The organism is Pseudomonas sp. A1230 (genome assembly GCF_044218825.1).
Classification (GTDB): domain Bacteria; phylum Pseudomonadota; class Gammaproteobacteria; order Pseudomonadales; family Pseudomonadaceae; genus Aquipseudomonas; species Aquipseudomonas iridis.
The window spans coordinates 2014247-2039499 of the sequence record NZ_CP162582.1; the positions used below are offsets into that span (position 1 = coordinate 2014247).

Below are 25253 nucleotides of genomic sequence, written 5' to 3' on the forward strand. Positions count from 1 at the left end.
ACATGTCCACCATCCTGGTCGTCGACGACGAGTATTTGATCGCTGACATTCTCAGCTTTGCGCTAGAGGATGAGGGGTTCATGGTGGTGACGGCCAGCAATGGCCGAAAAGGGCTCGAGATACTGGATAGAGAGCGGCCTGCCTTGATCATTACCGACTTCATGATGCCGGTCATGGACGGGCTGGAATTCGCCACAGCCGTTCGAGCTCTCCCTTCAGCTAGTCAATTGCCGATCATCTTGATGAGCGGTGCTCAGGCACATATCGGTATGCAGAGATCAGATTTGTTTGATGCCGTGTTGGCAAAACCATTCGACATCGACTTGATCATCGCCGAAGTTAAAAAGCTCTTGGCTGCTGATTAGTCAGCTGTCTGGAACATGCATACCTTCATGAGTCTCAAGCTTGGTTGCCTTCAGGTGGGTGGTAGCATCTTATTGACGTTGGTCCTGCTTGGTTTGGCCGCGATTCAGAGGCAACTGGGCGGCTTATTGCTGGCTATTGAGATGGCCGCCGAAGTAGGGCAGAGTCATTAGTTAACTGGCCGAGAACAGGAGTTTACGGATGCCATTTACCCTGAAGGAACAGCAAGCCCTTTTGGCATTGAAGGGCGTAGGACCAACCGTTATCGCTCGCCTTGAACAGATGGGGTTTGACTCCCTGGCAATGCTCAGCAAAGCGGATGTTTGTGACATTTTGGCCCAGGCATCGGCTGCAGTGGGATCTACTTGTTGGAAGAACAGCCCCCAGGCTCGAGCCGCCATTAACGCTGCCGTTGAGCTCGCAAAGAGCTCCACGCCAAGATTATCGGTGACAGAGTGACTTTTGGCCGTATGTGAACGGACTTGTTTTTGCCGTTTTCTATGGCTCTTTAAATCGATGAAGCGTTTCGTTGTAATTCCGTCAACTGGGCTTTCAGATTCTCGACTTCAGCCTCCAGTTGACGGACACGCTCGCTAGCCTCGACCTGAACAGTAACGTCCTTCTGGATGCCGATGTAATAGGTGAGTTGATCTGCGTCGTTGAACACTGGGGTAATTGACAGCTCATTCCAGAAAGCACTGCCGTCTTGGCGATAGTTTCGAATGATTTGCCGGCAAGGCTGAAAGTTCTTTATTGCCTCGCGGATAGCCACAATGCCTGGTTGGTCTCGGTCATCGCCCTGCAGGAACCGGCAATCCTGATACAAGGTGTCATCAGAGCTGTAGCCCGTCAGGCGCTGGAAGGCTTGGTTGGCGTAGATAAGAACGTTCTCATCGCCTTCCTGCTCTGCCACAACGATGCCATCGTTGGATGCCTCGATCATCAGTTTCAGCAATTCTGCATTGATCATTTCCAGAGTCCCTGTGACTTTCACGCAAGTCTATACCAACCTTTGCGATCTGACTTTTAAAGGTGATTTGCGCCGGCAACGCTCCGAGCAGTAGCGGACTTCCTGCCAGCAGCGTGCCCACTTTTTCCTCCATGCGAAGGGAAGGCCGCAGGTCACGCAGGTTTTTACCGGTAGCTCACTCTTTTTCAAAATGCCCCCCATGCATCAAGTCACGCGAGCAGTTTCTGGCCGCGCTCCCAGAGCGATCTTTGTTTGGGTTCTCGCCTGCGGCTACGAGAATTTGACGGTAGTACTCGATTAATGACGGAGCCATTTTGATTTCTAGTAGCCTTTCGGCTCTTGATTCTGCGGCAATCCTTGGCTGTAGGGGAGTGCCTGCTGTGCACCAGAAAACACGTTTTTCACAAGATAAGCGATGATTCAGGTTCTTCTGGGTATCAAGCGCATCTCGCGTAGTTTGTCGAACACATCGAAAAATGCTTGATCACTCGCTTGGTAGGTAGTGAATCCCATTGCACGGCTTTTCGACATATCCGTGACAACTTCGATGGGTCGACCGAGGTCTGCATCGGTATGCCATGGGGATATCAGGCGACCAATATCCGCCTCTTTCAAACCGTGTTCCGCGACTATTTGCGTCCATACGGTTTGGTCGTCAGCCATCTGCTTCTCAAGAGGTGACACTGAAGCGGGATAATCGGCAGCAGGCAAGTCGAAGTAGTCGGCAATTCGGCTACACATCCACTTCCATCGAAACACATCGCCATTAGTGACGTTGAATGCCTGATTCGCCGCAGCCGGCGTGGTGGCCGCCCACAATTGTTGTTTCGCCAACTGCCGGGCGTCCGTCATATCGGTAAGGCTGTCCCACTGCACTCTTGATCCTGGAAACACAAAAGGGCGATTGGTTTGTTTGCAAATTGAGGCATAGACGGCGAGGGTGGTTGCCATATTCATCGCATTGCCTACAGCAACTCCAGTAACGGTATGCGGGCGATGAACGCTCCACGTAAAGCCGTCTTTCTCAGCAGCGGCGAAAAGTTCATCCTCCTGGGCGTAATAGAAATTCTCGACATCCAGACGACCTTGCTCTTCGCGAAACGGTGTCTGCGGAAGGCTGCCTTTACCATAGGCTTCGAAAGGGCCGAGATAGTGTTTTAGCCCAGTAACCAGCGCTACGTGCTCAACGCTATTGGCTGGGCGAATGGCGGCGAGTACGTTGCGTACCATGGCGGCATTAACGCGAATGTTCTCGGCTTCTGTGGCTTGCCGTGACCATGTGGTAATGAACACATGAGTGGGTTTCAAATCCGCCAGCGCATGTTCCAACGAAGCGGGATCCTGAAGGTCTGCCGCGACAGGTATCACGCCTTGCACTTGTGACGGGTGCCTCGAGAGCGCGGCGACCTGCCACTTGTTATCGATGAGTAATTGAGTGATGGCGCTGCCGACGATGCCGCTGGCACCCACGACCAAAGCTGTATGGGTCATACGTTTCTCCTGGATTTAGGTTTGGGAGTGCGCCTGAGCAGCAGAGGTTCAACCTAAACCGGACTCGCATTGGCGTTCGTTGTGCGTGGCTTGATTCACAACAGCCGACGCTTAGGCGGCGCTAACCACTACTGAGCTGAGATGCGCCGACTCATTGCTCCATCAAAAACCGCTCAATTTCCTCAACGGTACTGCGCGCCGTTCGGGTCACGCCGATCAGTGTCGCCGAAGCGGCGCCTGTCCAGTCGCCATAACCCACCAACCACAAACGCGGTTCCTGAATCGAATGCGTACCTTTTACGGCCACGCGCCCGTCGGCGGTACACACGCCCAGGGATTCCAAATAGCCGAGGGCAGGGCGGAAGCCGGTGCACCAGATCACTGCGTCGACTGGCGTTTGCGAGCCATCAGCCCACGTCACGCCGGTCTCGGTGAAACGCAGGAACGGCCGAACCGCGTGCAGCACGCCGCGCTCCCTAGCCTCGACGACTGGCGGCACCATCACGATATCGCCCAAGCCGCCAACCGGCTTTTCAATGACGATGCCGGCCAGCTGCGCTTTCAAGCGTTCGGTGGCGCGTTCGAAGAGCACCCGTCCATCAACGTCATCGGCAAGAAACTCTGGCGGCTGCGGAGTGACCCAGGTGGCATCGGCCACTTGCGAGACTTCAGCGAGGATCTGTGCGCCGGAGTTGCCACCGCCCACCACCAGGACTTTTTTCCCGGCAAACGGCTTGGCGTTAACGTAGTGGGCCGAATGCAATTGCTGGCCGGTAAAGGTTTCGCTGCCGGGGTAATGCGGCAGGTAGGGATGGCGCCAGGTGCCGGTCGCGCTGACCACGGTGCGGGCCAGCCAACTGCGGCCCTGGGCTTTTACGTGGAGGTGATTGCCCCGACGCTCAATAGCGTTGACCCAGTAAGGCCGTTCGACAGGAAATCGGTAGCGTTGCTCATACTGGCGCAGGTAATCGAGTACGTTGTCACGGCTTGGGTAGCCGTCAGTGACCGGAGGCATCATCCAACCGGCGATGGAGCTCCAGGTCGACGGTGAAAACAGTCGCAGGGAATCCCAGCCATGCCGCCAGGCGCCACCCGGTCCCGCTTCGGCATCAATAATCACAAAGGAACGCCCGGTACGGCGCAGGAAGTAAGCCACGGCGAGTGCGGACTGGCCACCGCCAATAATCGCAACATCCACTTCGGCAGGCATGGGGAATCCTTGGGTCGGCGAGAGTCAGATTAAGTTAATCCATTCGAAGCGGACGTTTGTTGATGTTGCTCAAGATACAACGCTGTCCGTTGGCGCTGTGAAGGCTACTGCCAGCGGCAACGCTGCGCCGACCACGAAACTGGCGGTCGAAGCGAGGGCAGCTTGTCGTCGATGGAACATATCTGACATAACACATGATTTAACATAATATACATTATGCGAATCGCACTATTGAGGTCTGGACGGCTCTGGCGGTCAGATTTGAAGCCAGGCTGCCGTTGTTGCTCAAAAATCAGAAAAATCATCTTAAAAAAATATTCTCGCGAATTCATGCGCTTAGGAATTCACGAAAATCATTCTTCGTGGTTTCAGCGTATGAAGGAATTGGTGCTGGCTCACTCAGAACGTTGGACTTAACCCGCGCACTACATCGAATAGACCCATCTAACATTTTAGCTCTTCGCAGCCTTTCGTGTGCACGCCTGTCGTCGGAGCCCGCTGGAGTCCTCGTTTGCGAAACTAACTCATAGACAGCACCGATTTCGCTCCGAATCCACAAATCACTTCTTGTCTTCGCTGCGTCCAATTTCTGCCATATGTGAGCTTGGACGATGCTGATCCGCAGCAGGCATATGGACAGGTCAGCAGCCTAGGCTTTGGCGTTTTGTGTGGAACGCTTTTCCGTTTACAGTCTTACTATGCACCCCATGTGCAATTTTTTTCAGTACGCCATTGACGAAGGCTTCATCACTGAAGCCAATCCAATTCGAACCGTCAAACAAAAATCCAACTTTAAACAGCACAACACTGTTATGAACTGTGGAAAAGCGCTTAGCCCAGTGAAATTATGTAATTAAAACCGCATAAAACATTCCTCAGGAGGAATCTCGACATGAGCGGACGCTATTGATTGTGGTCATGCTCTTCTCTCTTTATTTTCGAGATCTCTGATCTAGTCGGTCGGGACAACTGGAAGCCTACAATGGGATCATTCGAGTTTGACGGTGAAAATTGGTGGTTCAGCGTTGTCGGTAAGGTCAACAAGGCCGCGAAAATTAGCGTGCAAGACGAGTACACTGAGGGCTACTTCAAGCGATATGGAGTAACCCTCTCCGTTCCGCCACTAGCGTGTCACAAGCATGGTCCACATTTATCAGAATTAGAAACCCAGGAAAGTAGGATTATTCCTAATTACTTGCAAGATTAAAGCGAATTTCGGCCAGCCAAACCTCAAGCTAAAATGCACAGGCGGAATTGCGATTCTGACGAGCATGTTGAAAGCCCGGAAAATGAACTTTAAACTCAATATCCAGTCTTTAGGCGACTTGAGCAAACAAGGCGTGACTTATGGTGTGAGATTTACTTTAAGCGAGCCACCTGAGCGCGACAGTAAAGATCAGCTGTTTTCTGTTAACGTAAAAGTACCATTCGACAAGCTGCTACCGCGCCACTATCAAACGAGGAACGCAATCACTGCTGGACAGGCCAATGGCACGGCAACATTTACTCTAACGTATAATTAATAGGTATTATTTATGTTTAGGGTTCGTATGAAAATTTATTCGGCATATGCCGTATTAGCCAAGCCAGCGAAATCATTTCGTCGTAACCTCCAGGAGCACCGGTTTCATATCGATAACGCGCATTAGTAAAACTTCCCGACCCTTCTCGATCCAATGCTCGTGACGATCAAGCCGGATACGTAGCTTGATCGTTTCAGGTATCGCATGAAACAACGTAAGCAGATCGTGCTTATTAGGCTCTTTGTCTTTCCGAAAAGCCGAAATTCTGCCTGTCGCATTTCAAATGCTCATGCGCAGTTTTTATTGCGCCGATGTCTAGCTCGTAAGTTTCATTGACTTGGCCAAGGTTGCCATTGGGCTTTGACACGAAGCTTTTAAGCAGGATTTCCATGCCAACTGCAGCATTGATCTGCGCAATGCCCACCATGTCATGGCCACGTCTAAGGTACTTCGCAGCCATCAAATAGCGATAAGCGCTTTCAACCATCCAGGGCGATGAATTTGTCATTACAAAAGTCCTTTGACTCGTTTTCGTTCAGTGCTTAGACACCAAAGCCAGCAGCTTCGCTACGCTGGAGCCCTCGATTTAGGTGGCTTGTTACCGATTACACGTGTCTGCTCGCAGCTTTGAAAGATACAGCACACCCATGGAAGATGGCGGCCAAGGATGAACGCCCCGTAGTTCATTTAATGCGCTACCCTCCTCCATCAATAATGGATAATTATAACTCAGCTAAATAGTCATTTAGTTGAGTTATAAGTTTACGGTGCCCCACATTTTTTGTGTCAGCTGTTTTGTGACATCTGATAACTATCAACCCTAGGTATTGCACATCTGACCAGTGCATCCTGATGTGCCCATTCCCGCTGTACAGCAATATATCAAGCGTTTCTAGCTCGGGTATTGTTCCATTGACGGCTGTTTGGTTGTTCGGAGCCTCTCGAGGTCATATGCAGGCAACCAACCTTCAACTCCTTCAGCGCATGTCGTTGGTTGCTGTGGACATTGATTGTGTCTCGAAAAAAAGCTCGATTGCGCCCCTTCTGCCGCTAGTCGTGCTACTGCGACAGTGCGCTTGTCATTGGCTTTCGGACTGAGCTTGAACCTGTTGACCGGACCTTCAGAATCTTGCGGGCGAGTATTTCTTACAATGCCGCACATTCGATAGCTGCCTTTCGTGGACCGCACCTGATCCCAGACTGAGCACTACTCAATCCCAAACAACTGCGGCTTGACCGAGCAGGGATGACTTGATTTGTGGCTTAGGCTGCAAACGGAACGTAGGTCGGGAAAAGACATGCTTTTCTAATTTTCGACTTTCACTTCTCGAGAGTAACTCTTAGTCTGCAAACAGACTTTTTCGGAGTAGTTCAACGCTTTATTTTTTCGAAGGGTTTGCACAAGTGTGAATCCGATACGCAAACACCAAACTCACCTTGGCTAGACAGAACGCCTTCTGTTTACGTTGATTCTAATAAGTCAAATCGTTGTCCGGAGAAGTCACATCATGAAGAAAACAATAACCGCGGTATTGCTATCTACCTTAATGGTTGGTAATGCCGTATCTGCCGAAACGAACACCAATATTACCGAGGCACCAGGCCGAGGCAAACTGCCACTGCTGTCGCCCTATCGGCATACACTTCCCGATCTATACAATTTCGATAAGGCGCCAGTAGAGCAAACCTTGCCTGGCGTCACTCGGCAAGTGATTCACGGTTCTCAGAGCACTCTGGCGCGTTGGGTATTTGCAAAGGGTGCCATCGTGCCTCTTCACCATCAGCCCCATGAGCAGGTCACCTGGATAGTGTCGGGAGCAGTGGAAGTTTTTTCACAGGGCAAACGCTATACGGTCCGTGCTGGAGAGGTGATCATTTTCCCACCGAACGTGCCCCATGAGTTTCACGCTCTGGAAGAAGGTACTGTGAATGTCGACTTTTTCACCCCGCCTCGGCAGGATTGGATTGATGGCAATGGCAGCTATAACAAGTTGAAGTAGCAACATCTTAAAGCCCTTGGAAGGGATACTTTGATGTATAGCTATTAATGTCTCTGTAGGAAGAGCTTGCTCACGAAGAACTTAAGATCGCAGCGTCAAGTCAATCATTGAGATTTTTCGCGAGCAAGTTCTCTCCTAAATAAGATTTGGCTTAAGTGTAAGCGAACAGCCAACACGCCTACTGAACTCGCAAATTAAGGATGATGGTGTCCGCCTATTTTTTAGCGGACGCGACTGATCGCACGCGCGATATAGAGGCACCAGCACCCACCTAATGACGCTGGTGCAAAACAGATCCTTTCCAGTGCGAAGTTTTAATTCGCAGGCTTAACTCTCTCTAAGGAGAAGACATGCGTAACCCCTCACCTCGTCGTTCAGCCAAAACTCAGGCCGTGCCTCACCAATCCTTCTCCAAAGCAAACGTTGCCAGCGGTCCGCGCATTGTTCGGCTAGGCGTGACAGACCTGTCTTTCCATCGCGCGACTGCGGCGGTGGTTGCGATTGTCATGCAGCGCATGGGGCTGACCGTAGAACGCCAATATGCGTTGCATGAGGTCAACTTTCGGCGCTTACGCGAAGGCTCGATCGATATGCTCGCCTCCGCCTGGCTTCCTTTCAGTCATGGCATTTACAAGCAGGCGGTGGACGCGGTGGCGCCTACTCGTGAACTCGGTCTGCATTACCAACCCTATGCTTTTTGGGGAGTGCCCGACTATGTGAACGAAAGTGAGGTTGCATCTATCGAAGACCTCTTCAATCCCGAGGTCCGCTCAAGGATGCACCCGGTGATTCAAGGCATTGGTCTGGGAGCGGGTATTACCCGGTTTTCGATGACAATCATGGAGAAATATGGTTTGAGGAACGCGGGTTATCAGTTCCGCACTGGTACCCAGGACGAGTGCATTGAAGCTTTTGAAGCGCTGTACCGCGAGCGACGCTGGGGCATCGTTCCGTTGTGGCACCCGCATTTTTTGCACCACCGCTACCGCATTCGCAATTTGAAAGATCCCAAAGGATTGCTCGGCAGCATTGATCGAGCGGTGCTGCTGGCTCGTGAGGATCGCCTGGCATTACTTACGAGCGCCGAGATCCAGGTGCTGGACAACATTCGTCTGTCGAATTTGACTGTTTCCGAACTCGATGATGCATTCAATCGCGGAGACCAGTCCGCCGATAATGCTGCAAACGATTGGTTGGCGAGGCACCCTGAAATCCTAAGCGCGTGGCTGAAGCCGTTGGACTAACGCGTGTATTTTAAATACTTGGAGAATTTTCAAGTATGAGGCTGACAGCCTTGACCCACTCTTGTCAGCAGCTATGCCAACCCATCGACTCGAGATACAAATTAACGCTCACCTGATACTGACAACGCTTTCGCTAATCAGTCTGGCTTTTTCCTGCAATAAGGGCAGCATCCGTACCACGCGGCAACGCGCAATACTCGTCGGTGCCGCACTGGTCATGCTACCTCTCGCCTTTACCCCGCACACTACGATATCCCTGAACGACTGTGGCACCGCAGCACCATTGTGCTCGCGCCAACGGGTATGATTATTCTATGAGTTGCACACCCTTTATTGCATAGGTCAACAATGGCAAAAATCAGCGACACCGAAAAAGCGTCTACCGCTGGTCGCAAGAACCTCACAGCGGTGGACCGTCAACAGCAGATGGTCGACCGGGCCATCTCCTTGTTTGCCCAGAAAGGCTTTGCCCTGACCACAAGGGAACTGGCCAAGGGTTTGCAAGTGACTCAGCCCCTGCTTTACCGCTACTTCCCCAGCAAACAGCTGTTAATCGAACAGGTTTACCAGCAAGTGTTCATGAACCGCTGGGATCCTGATTTGGAGCCTCGTCTCAAAGATCGCACATCCCCGTTGAGGAAGCGGCTGATTGAGTATTTCATCAGCTATACCCGCACGATACTGAACAATGAGTGGGTGCGAATCTTCCTGTATGCAGGCCTGCAGGACCCCGCTCTGAACCAGCGTTACCTTAAGCGCCTGCATGAGAATATCTTCCTGGTGATCATTGAAGAGCTGCGTCACCAGAGGCAACTCACCAACGCGCCGACCGAGCATGAGCTGGCCCTCGATATCGAAGTGCTGTGGGGCTTCCACAGCAGCTTCTTTTACTTGGGGGTACGTAAGTGGGTTTACCAGATGCCCGTCCCGGAAAATCTGACCGAGCTGATCACCCATCGAGTCAATTGCTTCCTGGACGGTGCCCTGCATTGCCATCCGGCACCGACGCCTTAGGCTGCAATTGCCATCAGTGTGGTGCCTCCAGCACATTCGGACGGTACCCACCGCGTTTGCGTGAGTAGAGCCACAGACTGGCAAAGGCGATGACCAGCACGCTAGGCAACAAGGCGACCACCAACAACGCGCTGGCGGTGTCGTATTGATCCATCAACGAACCGATTGCCGGCACGGCGACCATCACCGACAGCATGCCTGCGCCGCCCATTAAGTTGATCAAGAGCGCTCCGCCCTTGGGCAGCAACTCACTTGTGATCGCGAGCATAGTCGGCCAAAAGAAGGTCTTGCCAACGCCGAATGCCGTTACGCAGAAGAGCGCTACGGCGCCCGTCAAGCCGCCCTGTAGAGCACTTTGTCCGGACAAACCCAGGCCAAGCAAGCCTAACAGTGTCAGTACCGCACTTGAGGTCAGCACCGCGAAGGGCGAGTAGCGCGCGAAGATCCAACCCGACGCGTAATGCCTAAGAATGAACATCAAGCCTGCGGTGTACACCAAGAGCAGGATGCTGTTGCTGCCCAATTGGGGTAGCAGGTCGACCATGATTTTTGCGAACCATTGATCAGGGGCCAGCTCGGTGGCCGCTGTCAACCACATGAGCAGCATCAGCACGATGAACAAAGGGCGCTTGAGCTGGGCGAACATGACGCCGCTGGATATCCTTGCGTCAACTCGTTCGGTGCTGGGGTACTGGAGTGCAATGATCAGCATCAGATAACCGAGGGTGGGCAAGGCTACCACCGCCAACTTGACTTGCCAGGACAGACCCAGTTTTCCCAGGCCCCAAGCAATCAAGCCACCCACGATCAGACCCATTGGCCACCAGGCATGCAACCTGGTGAGCATGCGCCGTTTGTCACGCTTGAACAGCGTAGCGACCAGAGGATTGGTCACGCCCTCCACAATGCCCTGGGCAATACCGGTGAGCAGAAATCCAAGATAAAGCACCGTGGTGCCCGTGGCTGCAAACACATCGTCAATGGGCTGGCCGCTGCTATTGGCCGGTGCCAAAAGAATCAACGTAATCCCCAGCAGGTAACCCAACCCGGACACAATGTGCAGGCACTTCATGCCGACCCAATCAACAATCAAGGCGCAGGAAATAATGCCCAATGTAAAGCCCCAAAACACTGATGAAATCGTTAAGCCGATCATCGCGTTGGACAAGAGATAGTCGGCACTGATCGATTGCAATACGTCCGCGCGGATGGAAAAGATCATTGAAGTCACCAGCAGCGACAAGCAGCTGGCGAAGAACAGCTTATTGGCCTGAATCATGGTCTTGGCTCCTGTTCACTGGTGCTCTATTTCGGCAAACAGGTAGACCAGACAGAAGCCGTCCATGGGCATCACCGGGTTGGACCAAATCATCCGTGTGTGCCGGGCGCGCTCAGCGAATATCTCGACCAAAATGTCCGAAGCGCCGTCGAGGGCCTTGGGATGGTCGTAAAAATCCTCAGCGACATTGAGCACGCCTTCAAGCCTGTAGATCTGGCGGATCCGGCTCAGCTCACCTACTGCATCCTTGAGTTGAGCAATTGCATTCAACGCTGCCAGGCGGCAGGCCGCATACCCTTGCTCCAGGTCGAGATCGCGGCCCAAGCGTCCACGGTACTGAAGTTGACCATCGATCCAGGGGAACTGCCCTGAAGTCATCAGCGTATTGCCCACAATGCTCCAAGGTACATAGTTGCCCAGTGCTGGAGCGGGACGTGGCAAGTGCAAACCGGCGGCCTGCATGCGTAACTCGGGTGTATTGAGAATATTCATTGTGAGGTCCTGTGTTGTTTTTATTGTCAGGCACACCGACGGCGCGCCTGGACGCTATACCGAGGAAAACTCTGTGGTTACTCAGCCAAGTGGGGTGAGCCAGGAAGCAAGCATTTGCGGGTTTTTATCCAACCAGCGGATAGCTGCCTGGTCAGCACTTCTGCCCTCGCGGTTGATGGCGTAATCAAGTTCGGCAACGATGGCATTGCTCAGGCGAATGTTGTCCAGTACCTGAATCTGCGCAGCACTCAAATGCCCGAGGCGATCGGCTCGCGCCAACAACACTGCGCGGTCGACGCTGCCCAGCAACCCCTTGGGATCCTTGAGGTCGCGTATGAGATGGCGGAAATGTAAAAACTGTGGATGCCAGAGCGGAACCACTCCCCAGCCCCCCGCCTGCACCAGACTTTCAAAAGCTTCCACGCACTCTTCCTGAGTGCCGGTACGAAAGTGGTAGCCTGCCGACGTAAGACCGTAATCGTCCATCATGCGCAGGGAAAAACGCGTGATCCCGGCACCCGGACCGATGCCTTGGATCAGTGGGTGCATGCGCGCTACGACCTGCGGCTTTAGCAGGTCCTCGACCGAACTCACCTCGGACTCCGGGATATAGTCAGGCACGCCCCAAAGCGCATAAGGCTCGTAATGCAGCCCCAGTTCACGTGTCGCGACCTGCTCTTCGACACGTGCCTTGTACAGCCCATGACTGGAGGGAATCCAGGCCGAGGCAATCATGTCGATCGACCCTGCACGCAGTTGCTCGAAGTTGGCTTCGTGCAATGCGTAAGAGCGCTCTACGGCAAACCCCATGCGCTGCAGCACTTGCACAATGACCGCCGCAGTGGCGCGATGAAAGGAAAGATCGGTGACACCGAGTCGTACCATAGTCTGGTTCCCCATGAGGATATTGCCGCGGGCCAGCACCGGCGCCAACAGTGCCGCGCCACCCAAGGCATGAATGAGCTGTCTGCGGTTGAAACCTGCCATCACAGGTTTTTCTCAGAAAGATCGACAGCAAGGTGCGGCATGGCCTGACCCACGATGCGGCTACCCGGCACATAGTCGAAAATCATCTCGATGGTGATGCCGTTAGGATCCTCGAGAAACAGTTGGTGCTCAGCAATCTGAGGGATGACGCGCTCACGAAACGCGATCCCCATCGATTGCAACCGCGCCTGTACCTGCTCCAGCCCTTCGCAACGCAGCGACACGTGGTCGAGCGAACCCGAGCCATAGCCGCCCGGCTTGTCGCCGAGGTATCCCTTGAGTTCATCCGGATCGCCTTGGACGCTGGCTATGTGCAGTAACGGGTGGCCAGCGGCGTACATCCAGCATCCGGGAAAACGAAACCCCGGTCGCGGTCCAGGCGTCAGGCCGATGACGTGTTCGAAGAACTCGGCAGTTTCAGCCCACTGTTCGGTGCGGATGGTGAAATGGTCGAGCTGTAGCACTCCCATGGTTTCTCCTGGCATTAATTGATGCGATGAGTTGAAGCGCCAGCGCATCCCTTTGGCTGCATTGGTCGGCAATTAATTATCACTTGATAAATAAAATCAGACAACAAATTATCAATTGATAATTTGTATCGATCACATGAAAAAGCCCCCATCCTGTCAACCAGGTTGGGGGCTTTGCAGTCAGGCTCAACGCGTGGGGAGCACGAAGATTGTCATCGGCCACTGGACGCGTGAAGTACCGTCATTGAACAAACTGACCCGATCCATTTGTGCTGCTGGCAACCAGAGCATGCCGTCACGATCAAGGAAAGGTGCGTCTACCCAATGCAGGCGGGGATCGACGATCAGCGTCTCAACATGCCCATCGGGCCGCCGGACCCGTATCGCGTCATGGGCCAAGTCCGAGAAGTAAAGATTGCCTTTGGCATCCATCACGGTGCCGCCGGTCGGTGGCAGATCGGCAAAAGGCTCGACGCGGCTGGCGAGTTGCGCGGGCGTCAAGTCAGGCGCCGTCAGGTCGCTGATGCGCACTTTGGACCATGGCCCCTGCAGGGGGCCGTAATATAACCATTGTCCATCCGGGCTGACTTCCAGCGGGTCGGCATTCACGCGTAGCGCGCTGCCGCCTGGTGCCTTGACCGTTTGGCCGCTGAGCACAATGTCTCTGTCATTCGTGGCGGTGACGGACGGATGCCCATCCAGTACGCGCCGGGCACTGCCACTGAGGAGATCCAGAACGATAATCCCCGCGTTTCCCGCATCGGTCAGGAAGGCATAATTGCCCTGGAACCGCACATCATCGATGTAGCTACCTGGCCGGGCGACCTCAGCGGAAAAGAGATAAGTGCGCTTCACGCGTTTTTCATTCAGGTCAATGGCGACGAGCTTGGCCCCATCAGGTATCGGGTTACCACCAAACTCGGCAGCGCCGGTGTCCACCACCCACAGCGTGGTCTCTTCAAGACGCAGGGCATTGATGTTGACAAACGCTTGGCGTGCATCCTTTGCCGGTGCCCAGGCGTTCCATGCCGAATCCGGGTAAGCCGCTCGCCGTCCCTGCTCATCGACAATACTCAACTGTGGTCCCCTGCCTGCTGTCCAGCGAGGGCCGGCGACATAGGTTTGACCTTCAAGGTGAGCCACAGCGTTCCAGATTTTCTCACGGCTTTGCAATGCTGCTTCAAGGGCTGCAGGACTGCTTTGCTGGCTTGTACAGCCGGTTAGCGCCAAGGCCATTGCCAGCCCGCACCACCAAGGATCTACGCTGCTCATTGTTGAACCTCAGAAAGGAAATGCAGTGCCATGTTTATTCTCCCGATAAGGGTTGAAGAGTGAGTGACCAGATGAAAAGCGCCGCCCGCAGCCGGGCAGCGTCCATTCAACAATTCCAAGGGGCGGGTGACGTTGCATCCACGCCATACTGGACACGTGCCCGTGCATGGGCTTGCGGGTCGACCATGGCAAGGGCCGCCAGCACGATATGAAAGCGGTCTACTTCAAAAAAACTGCGCAAGGCCGAGCGCGTGTCGCTACGCCCAAAACCATCGGTTCCCAGGGCGATATAGGGCGCCTGTAAATAAGGTGCCACCAGTTGCACGTAACCCCGTACATAGTCGCTGGCCGCCACGATCGGCGTACTGCCGGGCAGACAGCGGTGGAGGTGACTCTGTTGCTCGACGTCGCCGCCAAATAGTTGTTGGCGTTGCACTTCCCGGGCCTCACGGGCCAATTCGGAAAAGCTGGTGACACTCCAGACTTCGCTACTGACTTGCCACTCTTCTTCAAGCAGGCGGGCCGCCGCGATCACTTCGCGCAAGATCGCCCCGCACCCCAGCAAGCGCACCGCTGACGCCTTCTCGCCCTGCCGGCAGTACAGACGCATGCCACGAATCACATCCTCGTACTGGTCCGGCTCAAGTGAGGACTGGACATAGTTCTCGTTGGTCACCGTCAGGTAATAGAACTCGTCCTGCTGCTGCTCCAGCATGCGGCGGCTGCCATGGTCGATAATTACCGCTGCTTCGCTGGCGAACGCCGGGTCATAGGCACGGCAGTTGGGTACGGTGGCAGCCATCAATTGGCTAGAGCCGTCCTGATGTTGCAGCCCTTCACCGGCCAGGGTGGTACGCCCCGAGGTGGCGCCGATGAGAAATCCCCTGGCCCGCTGATCAGCCGCCGCCCAGATCAGATCACCGATGCGCTGGAAGCCGAACATCGAGTAGTAGATGTAGAACGGCAACATCGGCTCGCCATTGACGCTGTAAGAGGTGGCCGCCGCGATCCAGGAGGAAATGGCCCCCGCCTCGGTGATGCCTTCTTCGAGCAACTGTCCGTCAGTCGACTCCTTGTAGTACAGCAGCGCACCAGCATCCTCCGGCTCGTACAACTGCCCGACTGCCGAGTAGATCCCGATCTGGCGGAACAGGTTGGCCATGCCGAACGTACGGGCCTCGTCCGCGACAATCGGGACAATGCGTGGCCCCAACTGCTTGTCCTTGATCAGGTTGGTAAACAGGCGCACCACTGCCATGGTGGTGGAGATTTCTCGATCTTCGCTGGTCAGCGCAAAACTTCCATAGCTGGCCAGCGAGGGCACGGGAATGGACGCGGCCTGGCTATTGCGCTTGGGCAGATAGCCGCCCAGCGCCTGTCGTTGGCGCTGCAGGTAGCGCAACTCAGGGCTGTCATCCGACGGCCGATAAAAGCGCATGTGCTCCACCGCTTCATCATCGAGCGGCAAAGCAAAGCGATCACGAAACGCCTTGAGCACCTCGACATCGAGCTTTTTCTGTTGGTGCGAGGTATTGCGAGATTCACCGATCTGGCCCATGCCAAAGCCTTTCTTGGTTTTCGCCAGCACCACGGTCGGCCTGCCCTCGTGCCGCCTGGCGGCATCGAACGCGGCGTGCAATTTACGAAAGTCATGCCCGCCCCGACGCAACGCGTCGATCTGTTCGGGGCTCAAGTGCGCAACCAGGGCCTGCAACTGTGGATCCTGGTCGAAAAAGTGCGCCTGGTTGTAAGCCCCGTCATTAGCGCCCAGGGTCTGATACTGACCGTCCACCATCTGGGCAAAATGACGCAACAGCGCCTGGCCTTCATCACGGGCAAACAACTCATCCCAGCCAGAGCCCCACAAGACCTTGATCACGTTCCATCCTGCGCCACTGAACAGAGATTCCAGTTCCTGGACAATTTGCCCGTTACCCCGAACAGGGCCGTCCAGGCGCTGCAAATTGCAGTTGATTACAAAGGTGACATTGTCCAGGCTCTCTCGGGCCGCCAACGAAAGCGCGGCAATCGACTCCGGCTCATCCATCTCGCCGTCGCCAAATACCCCCCAGACATGCCTCCCCTCAGTCTCGGCAATCCCACGGTGTTGCAAGTAGCGCAGGAACCGCGCTTGGTAAATAGCATTGATCGGGCCAATGCCCATGGAGCCGGTAGGAAACTGCCAGAAATCAGGCATCAGCCAGGGGTGCGGATAGGAACACAGGCCGCCGCCTTGCACCTCCTGTCGATAACGCTCAAGGTGGCTCTCTTGCAGCCGCCCCTCAAGAAATGCCCGCGCATAGACGCCCGGAGCCGAATGCGCCTGGAAGTACACCAGATCGCCTCGACCCTCCTCGCTGTCGGCACGAAAGAAGTGATTGAAGCCTACTTCGAAAATTTCCGCAGCCGACGCATAACTGGCGATGTGTCCACCCAGCTCGCCATAGGCTTTGTTTGCCTTGGCGACCATGGCCAGGGCGTTCCAGCGGATGATCGAGGTAATGCGTTCCTCCATCACAAGGTCACCGGGATAAATCGGCTGATGCTCCAGCGCAATCGTGTTTTGGTACAGCGAGTACGCACTGCTGGCTGTCTTAACACCCAGGCGGCTGGCCTGCTCGGCCAGGCGTTGCAGCAAAAACCTGACACGCGACTTGCCTGCGACCCTCGCCACCCCTACCAGGGCCTCAAGCCACTCGTTGGTTTCAATGACATCAACATCTTCAGGCACGGGCGCCACACGCTGTGGCCGTTGCGCGGAATCTTTCATGGTGGAGCACTCCGACAGACTGCAAGTGCTGCCCATCCAGCAAAACGTGTCGGGCAGCTTTAATGAGCGATTGAAAATTCCTAGTTCGATACTTGCTCAAGAAAGATCAGTTGCAGGGGCTCCTCGAGCAGGTCATCGGCGATGGCGGCGAAGTGCTGGAAGTACGGCATGGCAAAGTGAGCATCGAGTGCGGCTTGATCCTCAAAGGCTTCGCGCATGTAAAAAGTGCCGCGCTGATCGCGCAGCTCAAACAATACGTAGTCAAGGTTCCCCGGCTCGGCGCGTGTCGGCTCAACCAATGCCAACAACGCCTCCTTCAGGGCCTGTTGTTGTTCGGCCTTAGCTTTAAGCACGGCAATTGATACCAACACATTCCTGGACGCATTCATCTTCGATTCTCCCCACATTAAGATCATTCAAATACCAATAAAGACGGCAGTGCCACGGCATGAAGTTGCCGCAACCGTGACTCGGAGCCCTTCGAACTTGCAGCGCTTGTTGGCTTCAATGGGCAAACCGTGCTGGGCAAAACGGGTGGCTGTCATGGAAACTCGCGGTCTTGAGGGCTGACGCACGATGCGCGCGATCATCTTCACCTTCCCAACGGCGGAGAAAAACCTGCAGAATCCGCCAACACTTTCACCTCAGGAATGAAAATGATCCGTATCGATGACCTGGGTTTGTTCGTGCGAAGCGCTGCGTTGGGGAGCTTCACGGCCGCCGCGCTGGAGGCAGATTTGTTGCCGGGTCAGGTCGCAGCCTCCATCAAGCGTCTGGAGCGCGAACTGGATGTACGCTTGTTTGCGCGCACCACCCGCAGCATTCGCTTGACCGCCGAAGGCGAGCAGTACCTGCCTACCGCGCAAGCGGTACTGGAGACCCTCAAACAGGGGCACGAAAACCTGCGTGGCGAGCACGCGCGCCTCAGGGGAGTGCTGCAAGTGGCTGCGCCGTCCGACCTGGGACGTAACCTGCTGCTGCCCTGGCTCTCGGCATTTCGCAAACAGAATCCCCAGCTCAGCTTGCGGTTTTTCCTGTCCGATCAGGTTTCCGACCTGTTTCGCGACCCGGTAGACGTCGCCATTCGCTACGGTTTGAATGAAGATGCCAGCTACGTTGCCCTGCCGCTGGCACCCTGGAATCGCAAAGTGCTGGTGGCTTCAAAAGACTATGTCGCGCGTCATGGCTGTCCGCAAACCCCCGATGACCTCAACCAGCACTCCTGCTTGCTATACCTGCAAAACGGTCGTGTCTACGACAAATGGTGCCTGGGTTCACACACCGTCCAAGTTTCAGGTCCGCTATTCAGTGACGATGCCGACGTGGTGCGGCGCTGGGCATTGGCCGGCGAAGGCATCGCCTACAAGTCATGGCTGGATGTGAGTGCGGATGTGGCGCAAGGACGACTCGTCCTTCTGCTCCCAGACTACCCTGGCGAGTCTTCGCCATTAAGCTTGGTATGCCCGCACCGCAAGCAGATATCACCAGCCGTGTCTCAACTCTACGCATGGTTGAGTAGCCAATTCAGCCAGTTTGAACGCATCTGAACCGTGCCTGCGGCGCCCTCCCCTATGTCGCCACACACCGTCATCGCGGATTATCTGGTTTCACGTGGAAGACTTGGAGACGTCGAAACAGGCCGCCGATCATCAGGCTGTCTTCGCTCCAGTCGAATCGAAAGGCCTCCCCCAGAGCAAGAGTTAGCGGTTCAAAAGCGCATGAGGACTTGTCTTGCTCACCTCGCCGGGCACGAACAAACGCCGTGAGTTAGCCACAGGGTCAGCAAAGGGCCGCCCACGACAATGGCCAAGGCATAGGCTGTGATCAACGATCCTGTCTGCCCCTCGCTGATCGCCAGACTTTCGGCCACTTGCGCAAGAATACCGGCGATCACAAACTCCGCCGTACCAATGGCGAATGCCGCCAGCGTGAGGATCCATACTTGAAAAGGCATTTTGGTTGGATCAGTAATCGTTGTTTCTCCACGCGTACGGTTGAGTGACTACCAGCTGTATTCAGAAGAGGCGCCTGGGAAAACGGTCTCTAACAACTGCCCGCCCGGGGTGCGTAAAAAAATCCGCCGCTCATTCAGTGTCGGGATATCAATGGTTCTGTAATCGATGCCAAGGCGTTCGAGTTTTGCCTTGAAGGCGTCGTAGTCGCCCATCCGAAACCCCACGTGGTCGATAAATTCGGCGGCACGCAGCAGGCCTTGGCCGTGGGCTTCGATGATGTGCACCAACGGTTGGCCCTCGCTGTACAGCCAGTGACCGCGTATGCCACGGATTTCCTGGGGGCGAGTGCCCTCCTCCAGATCAAAGACCTGAATCATGAAGTCGCGGGTAGCGCGAAGGTCGCGGGTACGTAGGGTGACGTGATCGATATGCACGATGTCGCTCCTCAAGAGTGAATGGAGAAACGATATCGTTGAAGCACAAGGCGTAGAATCCAGCCAAAAGCACAATCATATTCAGGGAAATCCGGATAATGCTCTTCGAGAACCTTGCGCTGTTTTTATTGATTGTCGAGAAAGGCGGATTGTCGGCGGCAGGCCGCGAGGTAGGGCTGTCGCCCACGTCTGTATCGGAACGGCTCGGGGCTTTGGAAAGGCACTACGGCGCAACCCTGCTGACCCGTACCACACGCTCGATCAGCCTGACGGACGAAGGACGGATGCTGATGGAGGGCGCCCGACGCCTGCTCGCAGAGGCTGAAGACATCGAGAGCAATATCAAACTGGGCACCGAGCGGATCTCGGGCCTGATACGCCTGAGCGCCCCCGTCGACCTGGGGCGCAACCGCATCGTGCCAATCCTCGATGATTTTCTGCAGGAACATCCCGACGTCAGCCTCGACCTGAACCTGACCGATGGCTACCTGGATCTGGCGGGGCAAGGCATTGATTTTGCCATTCGATATGGCGCCCTGCCCGACAGCACCCTGCGCGTCAGAAAAATCAGCGAGGGCCGTAGGGTCGTGTGTGCATCCCCCGCCTATCTCATGGCCCACGGCATTCCCCAGCACCCATCGGACTTGGTGCAGCAGCAGTGCATCCTGATGCGCTTTGGCAGCAGCATCCACCGTGAATGGCAGTTCTACGCCGATGGCCGGACGTTCAAGGTGCTGGTATCAGGCAGGCGTATTGCCAATGATGGCGATCAGGTGCGCCAGTGGTGCCAGGCGGGTCACGGCATCTGTATCAAGTCCTACATCGATGTGCGTGATGACTTGGACGCAGGCCGACTGGTCGAGGTGTTGGAGACCTACTCCATGCCGGGCGTGGATTTGCAGATTGTCTACCCTTCCGGCCACGCAGTACCGCGCCGGGTCAAACTGCTGATGGACGAAATCTCCTTGAAGCTGGCGACCTGAGCGCGCTCCAAGGAGATTTTTTGGATCAGACGTACAGCTTTCAGCCCTACTGAGCCCAGGCGGCAAAGTCCGAGTAACCTCGTTCGGTACCGCCAAACAACTCAGCCCCCTCCAGACCGGCTAACGGGTAACCCTTCTCCAACCGCAAAGGCAGATCGGGGTTGGCGACAAACTTGCGTCCGAAGGCGATAAAGTCTGCGTAGCCTTTTTCCAGTACCCACTCAGCAAGTTCCAGGTCGTACTTACCGGCCACCACAATTGCATTGCGAAAGCGCTCGCGCACGGCTTGGCGGAAGTCCTCGGGAAACTTGGGGGCATCATCCCAGTCCGCTTCGACCAGGTGCAGGTACGCAATGCCCTTGTCCTGCAAATAGCTGGTTGCCTCCAGCAAAGTCGGCAGAATGTCCGGACAGGCCATGCCGCGCGCCGTAAGAAATGGCGCAATCCGTATCGCTGTGCGATCGCTCCCCACTTCATCAACTACCGCATCCATGACTTCCTTGAGAAAGCGCAGGCGGTTCTCGCGAGATCCGCCGTATTCATCCGTACGCGTGTTCGAAGTGGTACGCAGGAACTGGTCGATCAGGTAGCCGTTGGCCCCATGCACTTCGACACCGTCGAAACCTGCCGTCATGGCATTACGTGCAGCCTTACGATAATCGTCGACGATGGCGTGGATTTCGTCGCGCTCCAGTGCCCGTGGTATCGGGCACGGGGCCATACTGCCGACACCCGATTCGGCATCCACTTTCCAGATGCTGCCATCAAACGCAATCGCGGAAGGCGCGACCGGTAATTCGCCATTGTGAAAGTCAGGGTGCGACATGCGCCCTACATGCCACAACTGCAAGAAAATTCGTCCGCCAGCGGCATGCACTGCATCGGTTACCAAGCGCCAGCCTGCGACCTGTTCTTCACTGTAAATCCCTGGTGTGAAGGAATAGCCCTTGCCCTGAGGCGAAATCTGCGTGGCTTCGGTAACAATGAACGCAGCCGACGCACGCTGCGCGTAATACAACGCGTTCATGGCGTTCGGCACATCGCCAGGCTGGGTGCTGCGCGATCGAGTCATGGGTGCCATGACTACACGGTTGGGCGTATTAAGTTGACCAACAACGCCTGGTGTGAAAAGTGTGGACATCAGTGTCTCCTGGTAAATAGTGGGGGAATGACCACAGAATATCCACGAGGGGATTTCTTGATAATCGACTCAGCTCGGGAAACATATTCCGGTTAATCCGGATAATGCGCACGGCTATTGGCCTGCTGGGTAGGCAGACGCATTTGGCGCAGGCAATCGCAGCCCCTTAACAAAGCCAACAGAGGTCAAAGTGGAAGTTGTAGAGCCCTAACGGTCATATATCAGTAGCGCGGAGTTCGCAGGTAATTATCAACAGAAACAGGACCGGCTCCCGTGAATGCAAAAACCCCTACAACAAAGGCCCAGAGAGCAGGAAACTCCCAGCCCCCCGTAGGCAACACCCATATGTAACCCACGCCGTAGTGTCCGCCCATTCCAACGGACACCAGCAGGTACACGGCGCCGCCGAAGGCCGCCAGACGCGTTAGAAAGCCAAACGCCAGCCCAAACGCTACAGCCAACTCTATTAGCCCGGCCAGCACCACAAAATAGGCTGGATACGGAAGGCCTATACTTGCGAAGTAATTACGAAACACTTCAAACGCCTGGGGTCCAGCGAACAAATGCCCGGCGAAATGAGCAATGAACATCAAACCAACATAAACCCTGATTGCGGTCATGCCCCATTGCTCTGAACTTGTACCAGCCACACTGCGATCGTGCTGAATAATGCTCCAGAGCTTTAGCATCAACAAGACAAATAGCCCTACACACGACCAGGTTACCCAAGGTAATCCAGGACCCGTTTCTGCCAGAAGTAGCGGATCAAGCGCTGATCCGGTTTCACTCAAGGCGCTGAGGCGCATAGTGGAAAATAAACGACCGACTACAAGCAATGAAAACATCGTAGCGAGCCATGCAAAAAACGAGTATGGACGTTGCCATAGCGAAAAAAAAGACAACCCCAACAACATGATCAACCCCACTAACGATATTAGCGTCCAACTCGAAATGGAGTAGATAAAAAACGAACTAACCGACAATACAACCACCATGACAGTGGTCAACAATGACAGCCAATTAACAACTTTTATATTCATAGACATACAGCGCCTCACACGCAATTTATCGGGATAATGATAAAATCACAGCATACTGAAGGCCATTTAAAACCATCCCTTTCAAGGTCCTTGAAAATTACCCGGCGTTCATCAGTTCTGGCTTTCTGCAGGAGCAAGCCTGCTCGTAAAACTCATGGTCACCGAACCCATCGAACATTCGCGTTATGGTCGAATATCGCGGATTCTCATGATCCTTGATCGGGATGAAACTTAAATCTCTTCAAAACCTATAAGGTGGGCAACCCTGATCTAACCTATATCGTTTCTGACTCTCTGTACGAGAGTGGACTTTCCAGGGTGTAGCGAGCGATTTCATCCTTACGCATAAACTTCACGCCCGCATGACTATTAGCATATTTCAGAAACTCACCCCATACACGAACCATTTGAGGGGAGCCACTGATGCGATCATGGGCGCTGACAGACATCATCCGGCGGCGAGTACTGCTCTCTTCATACAACTGATCAAAGTCTAACTTTATCTGCTCCAAAAACTGACTTGGTGAATAATTACGACCCTCAACCAACAGGATATCGTTATTACGCAATGTATACGGAACTACCACAAAGTCTTTATTATTCACCTTCTCAATAAAAGGCTCGTCACGACTAAGATCGTCAATATGATAGAGATAACCCAACTCTTGCAGCAGTGATAGCGTATTTGGGCCGCGCCGTAACCAATTGCAGTTGTAACCCGCAGGACTCTGGCCCGTTACTTCTGCGACCATGTCCCGCGCTTGTTGTAAAAATTTGCGTTCTTCATCTCGCCCCATCGCATATTGAGAGCTCCAGCGCGGCCCGTGACCAGACGCTTCATGGCCGCGCCTCACTATTTCCCTGGCCAACTCCGGGTGACGCTGAGCGGCTTCGCCGATCATGTGACAAGTGACTTTCACGCCATACCGGTCCCACAGATCAAGCATTCGCGGTATACCTTCCCGGTAGCCGTAGGCAAACCAGGTATTCGCGGCAGCATCCGAAGGCACACTGTCAGGAAAATCCACACGAGGGAACGGGCTGTCCGTGCCTTTCGCAGGCTGACCACCAGCCTCGAACTGCATCGACACTGAAACTACCAGGCGCGTATCACCGGGCCAAAACTTCCCCTGCTTGCCAGCGACCTTGCCTTTGTTGCCGTCCTCGAGAACGGGAACCGACGCCGCTGATGCCTGGTTGACTAAAGTCGTGGCTGCGAGGGCGGCCACACCTACCCCCGCGTGCTGGAGAAAAGTGCGGCGCTGTGGGTTATCGGGCGTCTGGATAGAAGGTTGGTCTCGATCATCGGCTTTCATAGGTCTCTCTCAGATTTGGCTTTCAGTTTGAGTCGTTGATCACAACGGCCAGACGTCAAGCGGCATGCAGGGCAATGAGCAATCGGATCAGGTTGTTGAGCGCCTGACATCCCGTGGATGAAGGCTGATCATCCACGAACAAAATAATTTGAAGAACAGCCTATTTCGAGAAGGTATATTCAAATAATATTTGAGAATGTGCCCAGCAGAGCGCCCCGCTTACCGATGAAAGCCCTACAGGATCTTGAGATTTTTGTACGTACCGTTGACACCGGAAGTCTGTCTGCGACAGCTCGCAAGCTCGACCTGACGCCGGCTGCGGCAAGCGCTGCGCTTAAACGCCTGGAAGCGGAACTGGGCGTGCAACTGTTCGTGCGATCGACTCGCAGCCTGCGTCTGACAGAACACGGCGAACGTTTCCTGGAAGATTGCCGTCCGGCCTTACAGACACTGCACAAAGCCGCGCAGCAAATCGCCGTGGGCGATCCGGTACTGCATGGCGTTCTCAAGCTCGCTGCATCGTCCGACTTCGGCCGTAACCTGCTGCTGCCTTGGCTCAACGACTTCCAAAATCTGCACCCACAGGTTGAAATCCGTCTGCAGCTGTCAGATCGCATGGCCAATGTGTACAGCGAGCCTGTCGATGCGGCATTCCGCTATGGTCAACCTCCAGACTCCAGCCTTGTGGCTCTTGCACTGGCACCGACGCACCGTCGTGTGCTTTGCGCCTCACCCGCTTATCTGGCCAGGCATGGCACGCCCTCAAGCCCCCACGAACTGACCGACCATGCCTGCCTGTGCTTTATGCTAGGTGACAACGTGCGTGACAGATGGCGCTTCTCTTTGGGGGATGAGCCGCAGATTACCGTGCGCGTCAGGAGCATGAATGTGTCCAACGACGGCGACGCCGTGCGGCTTTGGGCGCTGCTGGGTAAAGGTATCGCCTACAAGGCGCGTTTAGACGTGGCCAAGGATCTTGCGCAAGGGCATCTCCAGGCCTTGTGTACCCATTGGACGACCGAGCCGGCGCCACTCTTCATGGTGCTGCCGAGCCGACGCCAGATCACCCCGTTGATACGCACTTTGCGCGATTACATTATTTCTCGCGTTGCGCAATTGGATAGCCAGACACTAGAGGCTTGGTAGTTCAGCGTTATCGAAATGTTGGACCGGAATTTTTCCTTCGATTGCCAGATAGACGGCAACAAGACACGAGAGGCCAAGACACAAAAAGATAATCGTCACACCTTGTCATAGCGCGGTGTGACGATTGGGTGTTGCAACTGATTGAATGGGGTT

Annotated in this window: 25 protein-coding genes and 3 pseudogenes; 9 read left to right on the top strand and 19 right to left on the bottom strand. The window is 54.8% G+C overall.

Annotated elements, in window-relative coordinates; translation table 11 throughout:
• Positions 1–2: 2 nt before the first annotated feature.
• Both AB4P97_RS09600 and AB4P97_RS09605 read left to right on the top strand, forming a co-directional pair.
• Positions 3–365 (top strand): response regulator, encoded by a 363-nt coding sequence (locus AB4P97_RS09600; RefSeq protein ID WP_042559113.1) that lies wholly within the window; start codon positions 3–5, stop codon positions 363–365.
• 199 nt (positions 366–564) lie between these two features.
• Positions 565–822, top strand: a complete 258-nt coding sequence (locus AB4P97_RS09605) for a Pathogenicity locus (protein ID WP_042559114.1) — start codon at positions 565–567, stop codon at positions 820–822.
• 49 nt (positions 823–871) lie between these two features.
• Here the strand turns inward: AB4P97_RS09605 and AB4P97_RS09610 are convergent, their stop codons facing one another.
• The 4 genes from AB4P97_RS09610 to AB4P97_RS09625 form a co-directional block, all read right to left on the bottom strand.
• A complete protein-coding gene (locus tag AB4P97_RS09610) occupies positions 872–1333 on the bottom strand; it encodes a PAS domain-containing protein (RefSeq protein WP_395602546.1) in 462 nt (153 codons plus the stop codon).
• 30 nt (positions 1334–1363) lie between these two features.
• Positions 1364–1522, bottom strand: coding sequence for a DUF2256 domain-containing protein (locus AB4P97_RS09615; protein ID WP_080896099.1), 159 nt, complete (start codon positions 1520–1522; stop codon positions 1364–1366).
• Between the two features lie 231 nt (positions 1523–1753).
• Positions 1754–2824: an SDR family oxidoreductase gene (locus AB4P97_RS09620; protein ID WP_395602547.1), complete on the bottom strand. Its 1071-nt coding sequence runs from the start codon at positions 2822–2824 to the stop codon at positions 1754–1756.
• A 151-nt stretch (positions 2825–2975) separates the two neighbouring features.
• Positions 2976–4034 (bottom strand): ArsO family NAD(P)H-dependent flavin-containing monooxygenase, encoded by a 1059-nt coding sequence (locus AB4P97_RS09625; protein ID WP_395602548.1) that lies wholly within the window; start codon positions 4032–4034, stop codon positions 2976–2978.
• 1289 nt (positions 4035–5323) lie between these two features.
• On the opposite strand from AB4P97_RS09625, the gene AB4P97_RS09630 reads away from it, so the two are divergent.
• Positions 5324–5557, top strand: coding sequence for a hypothetical protein (locus AB4P97_RS09630; RefSeq protein ID WP_155401121.1), 234 nt, complete (start codon positions 5324–5326; stop codon positions 5555–5557).
• A gap of 232 nt (positions 5558–5789) precedes the next feature.
• Here AB4P97_RS09630 and AB4P97_RS09635 read toward each other — a convergent pair whose 3' ends face one another.
• A complete protein-coding gene (locus AB4P97_RS09635) occupies positions 5790–6065 on the bottom strand; it encodes a hypothetical protein (RefSeq protein WP_235378397.1) in 276 nt (91 codons plus the stop codon).
• Between the two features lie 1000 nt (positions 6066–7065).
• Here AB4P97_RS09635 and AB4P97_RS09640 point away from each other — a divergent pair.
• The 3 genes from AB4P97_RS09640 to AB4P97_RS09650 all read left to right on the top strand — a co-directional run bounded on the left by AB4P97_RS09640 (position 7066) and on the right by AB4P97_RS09650 (position 9815).
• Entirely contained in the window at positions 7066–7557 is a 492-nt protein-coding gene (locus AB4P97_RS09640) for a cupin domain-containing protein (RefSeq protein ID WP_042559172.1), read from the top strand.
• A 350-nt stretch (positions 7558–7907) separates the two neighbouring features.
• Positions 7908–8801: a glycine betaine ABC transporter substrate-binding protein gene (locus AB4P97_RS09645; RefSeq protein ID WP_395602549.1), complete on the top strand. Its 894-nt coding sequence runs from the start codon at positions 7908–7910 to the stop codon at positions 8799–8801.
• Between the two features lie 348 nt (positions 8802–9149).
• Positions 9150–9815, top strand: coding sequence for a TetR/AcrR family transcriptional regulator (locus AB4P97_RS09650; RefSeq protein WP_395602550.1), 666 nt, complete (start codon positions 9150–9152; stop codon positions 9813–9815).
• Between the two features lie 13 nt (positions 9816–9828).
• Here AB4P97_RS09650 and AB4P97_RS09655 read toward each other — a convergent pair whose 3' ends face one another.
• From AB4P97_RS09655 to AB4P97_RS09690, 8 genes and pseudogenes are all read right to left on the bottom strand, one after another.
• Positions 9829–11094, bottom strand: a complete 1266-nt coding sequence (locus tag AB4P97_RS09655) for an MFS transporter (protein WP_395602551.1) — start codon at positions 11092–11094, stop codon at positions 9829–9831.
• Between the two features lie 15 nt (positions 11095–11109).
• On the bottom strand, positions 11110–11586 hold the full coding sequence (locus AB4P97_RS09660; RefSeq protein ID WP_181818538.1) for an Atu1372/SO_1960 family protein: 477 nt from the start codon (positions 11584–11586) through the stop codon (positions 11110–11112).
• A gap of 81 nt (positions 11587–11667) precedes the next feature.
• On the bottom strand, positions 11668–12573 hold the full coding sequence (locus tag AB4P97_RS09665; RefSeq protein WP_230679681.1) for a glycine betaine ABC transporter substrate-binding protein: 906 nt from the start codon (positions 12571–12573) through the stop codon (positions 11668–11670).
• The gene (locus AB4P97_RS09670) at positions 12573–13115 is read right to left on the bottom strand and encodes a VOC family protein (protein WP_220182561.1); all 543 of its coding nucleotides are present in this window, start codon (positions 13113–13115) and stop codon (positions 12573–12575) included. The genes AB4P97_RS09665 and AB4P97_RS09670 overlap by 1 nt, the downstream gene beginning before the upstream one ends.
• Before the next feature lie 114 nt (positions 13116–13229).
• Complete coding sequence (locus AB4P97_RS09675) at positions 13230–14315, bottom strand: L-dopachrome tautomerase-related protein (RefSeq protein ID WP_395602552.1); 1086 nt, start codon at positions 14313–14315, stop codon at positions 13230–13232.
• Between the two features lie 106 nt (positions 14316–14421).
• Complete coding sequence (mdeB, locus tag AB4P97_RS09680) at positions 14422–17085, bottom strand: alpha-ketoglutarate dehydrogenase (RefSeq protein ID WP_395602553.1); 2664 nt, start codon at positions 17083–17085, stop codon at positions 14422–14424.
• A gap of 132 nt (positions 17086–17217) precedes the next feature.
• Positions 17218–17271: pseudogene (locus AB4P97_RS09685) on the bottom strand (hypothetical protein); the annotation flags it as partial.
• A gap of 17 nt (positions 17272–17288) precedes the next feature.
• Positions 17289–17501 (bottom strand): annotated as a pseudogene (locus AB4P97_RS09690) (putative quinol monooxygenase); the annotation flags it as partial.
• A gap of 240 nt (positions 17502–17741) precedes the next feature.
• On the opposite strand from AB4P97_RS09690, the gene AB4P97_RS09695 reads away from it, so the two are divergent.
• Positions 17742–18632 (top strand): LysR family transcriptional regulator, encoded by an 891-nt coding sequence (locus tag AB4P97_RS09695; protein WP_042559165.1) that lies wholly within the window; start codon positions 17742–17744, stop codon positions 18630–18632.
• A gap of 58 nt (positions 18633–18690) precedes the next feature.
• On the opposite strand, the pseudogene AB4P97_RS09700 reads toward AB4P97_RS09695, so the two are convergent.
• From AB4P97_RS09700 to AB4P97_RS09710, 3 genes and pseudogenes are all read right to left on the bottom strand, one after another.
• Positions 18691–18852: pseudogene (locus tag AB4P97_RS09700) on the bottom strand (IS21 family transposase); the annotation flags it as partial.
• Complete coding sequence (locus AB4P97_RS09705; RefSeq protein WP_395602554.1) at positions 18821–19039, bottom strand: hypothetical protein; 219 nt, start codon at positions 19037–19039, stop codon at positions 18821–18823. The gene AB4P97_RS09705 and the pseudogene AB4P97_RS09700, both read right to left, overlap by 32 nt.
• A 48-nt stretch (positions 19040–19087) precedes the next feature.
• Positions 19088–19474: a VOC family protein gene (locus AB4P97_RS09710; RefSeq protein ID WP_115148076.1), complete on the bottom strand. Its 387-nt coding sequence runs from the start codon at positions 19472–19474 to the stop codon at positions 19088–19090.
• A gap of 98 nt (positions 19475–19572) precedes the next feature.
• On the opposite strand from AB4P97_RS09710, the gene AB4P97_RS09715 reads away from it, so the two are divergent.
• Entirely contained in the window at positions 19573–20457 is an 885-nt protein-coding gene (locus AB4P97_RS09715) for a LysR family transcriptional regulator (RefSeq protein ID WP_395602555.1), read from the top strand.
• 46 nt (positions 20458–20503) lie between these two features.
• Here AB4P97_RS09715 and AB4P97_RS09720 read toward each other — a convergent pair whose 3' ends face one another.
• From AB4P97_RS09720 to AB4P97_RS09730, 3 genes are all read right to left on the bottom strand, one after another.
• Positions 20504–21601, bottom strand: coding sequence for an alkene reductase (locus AB4P97_RS09720; RefSeq protein WP_234451831.1), 1098 nt, complete (start codon positions 21599–21601; stop codon positions 20504–20506).
• A gap of 218 nt (positions 21602–21819) precedes the next feature.
• Positions 21820–22638, bottom strand: a complete 819-nt coding sequence (locus tag AB4P97_RS09725; RefSeq protein WP_395602556.1) for a DoxX family protein — start codon at positions 22636–22638, stop codon at positions 21820–21822.
• Between the two features lie 275 nt (positions 22639–22913).
• Positions 22914–23954 carry a polysaccharide deacetylase family protein gene (locus AB4P97_RS09730; protein ID WP_042559160.1) on the bottom strand — a complete coding sequence of 347 codons (1041 nt, stop codon included), beginning with the start codon at positions 23952–23954 and terminating at the stop codon, positions 22914–22916.
• A 225-nt stretch (positions 23955–24179) separates the two neighbouring features.
• On the opposite strand from AB4P97_RS09730, the gene AB4P97_RS09735 reads away from it, so the two are divergent.
• Positions 24180–25100: a LysR family transcriptional regulator gene (locus AB4P97_RS09735; protein ID WP_042559159.1), complete on the top strand. Its 921-nt coding sequence runs from the start codon at positions 24180–24182 to the stop codon at positions 25098–25100.
• Positions 25101–25253: the final 153 nt, after the last annotated feature.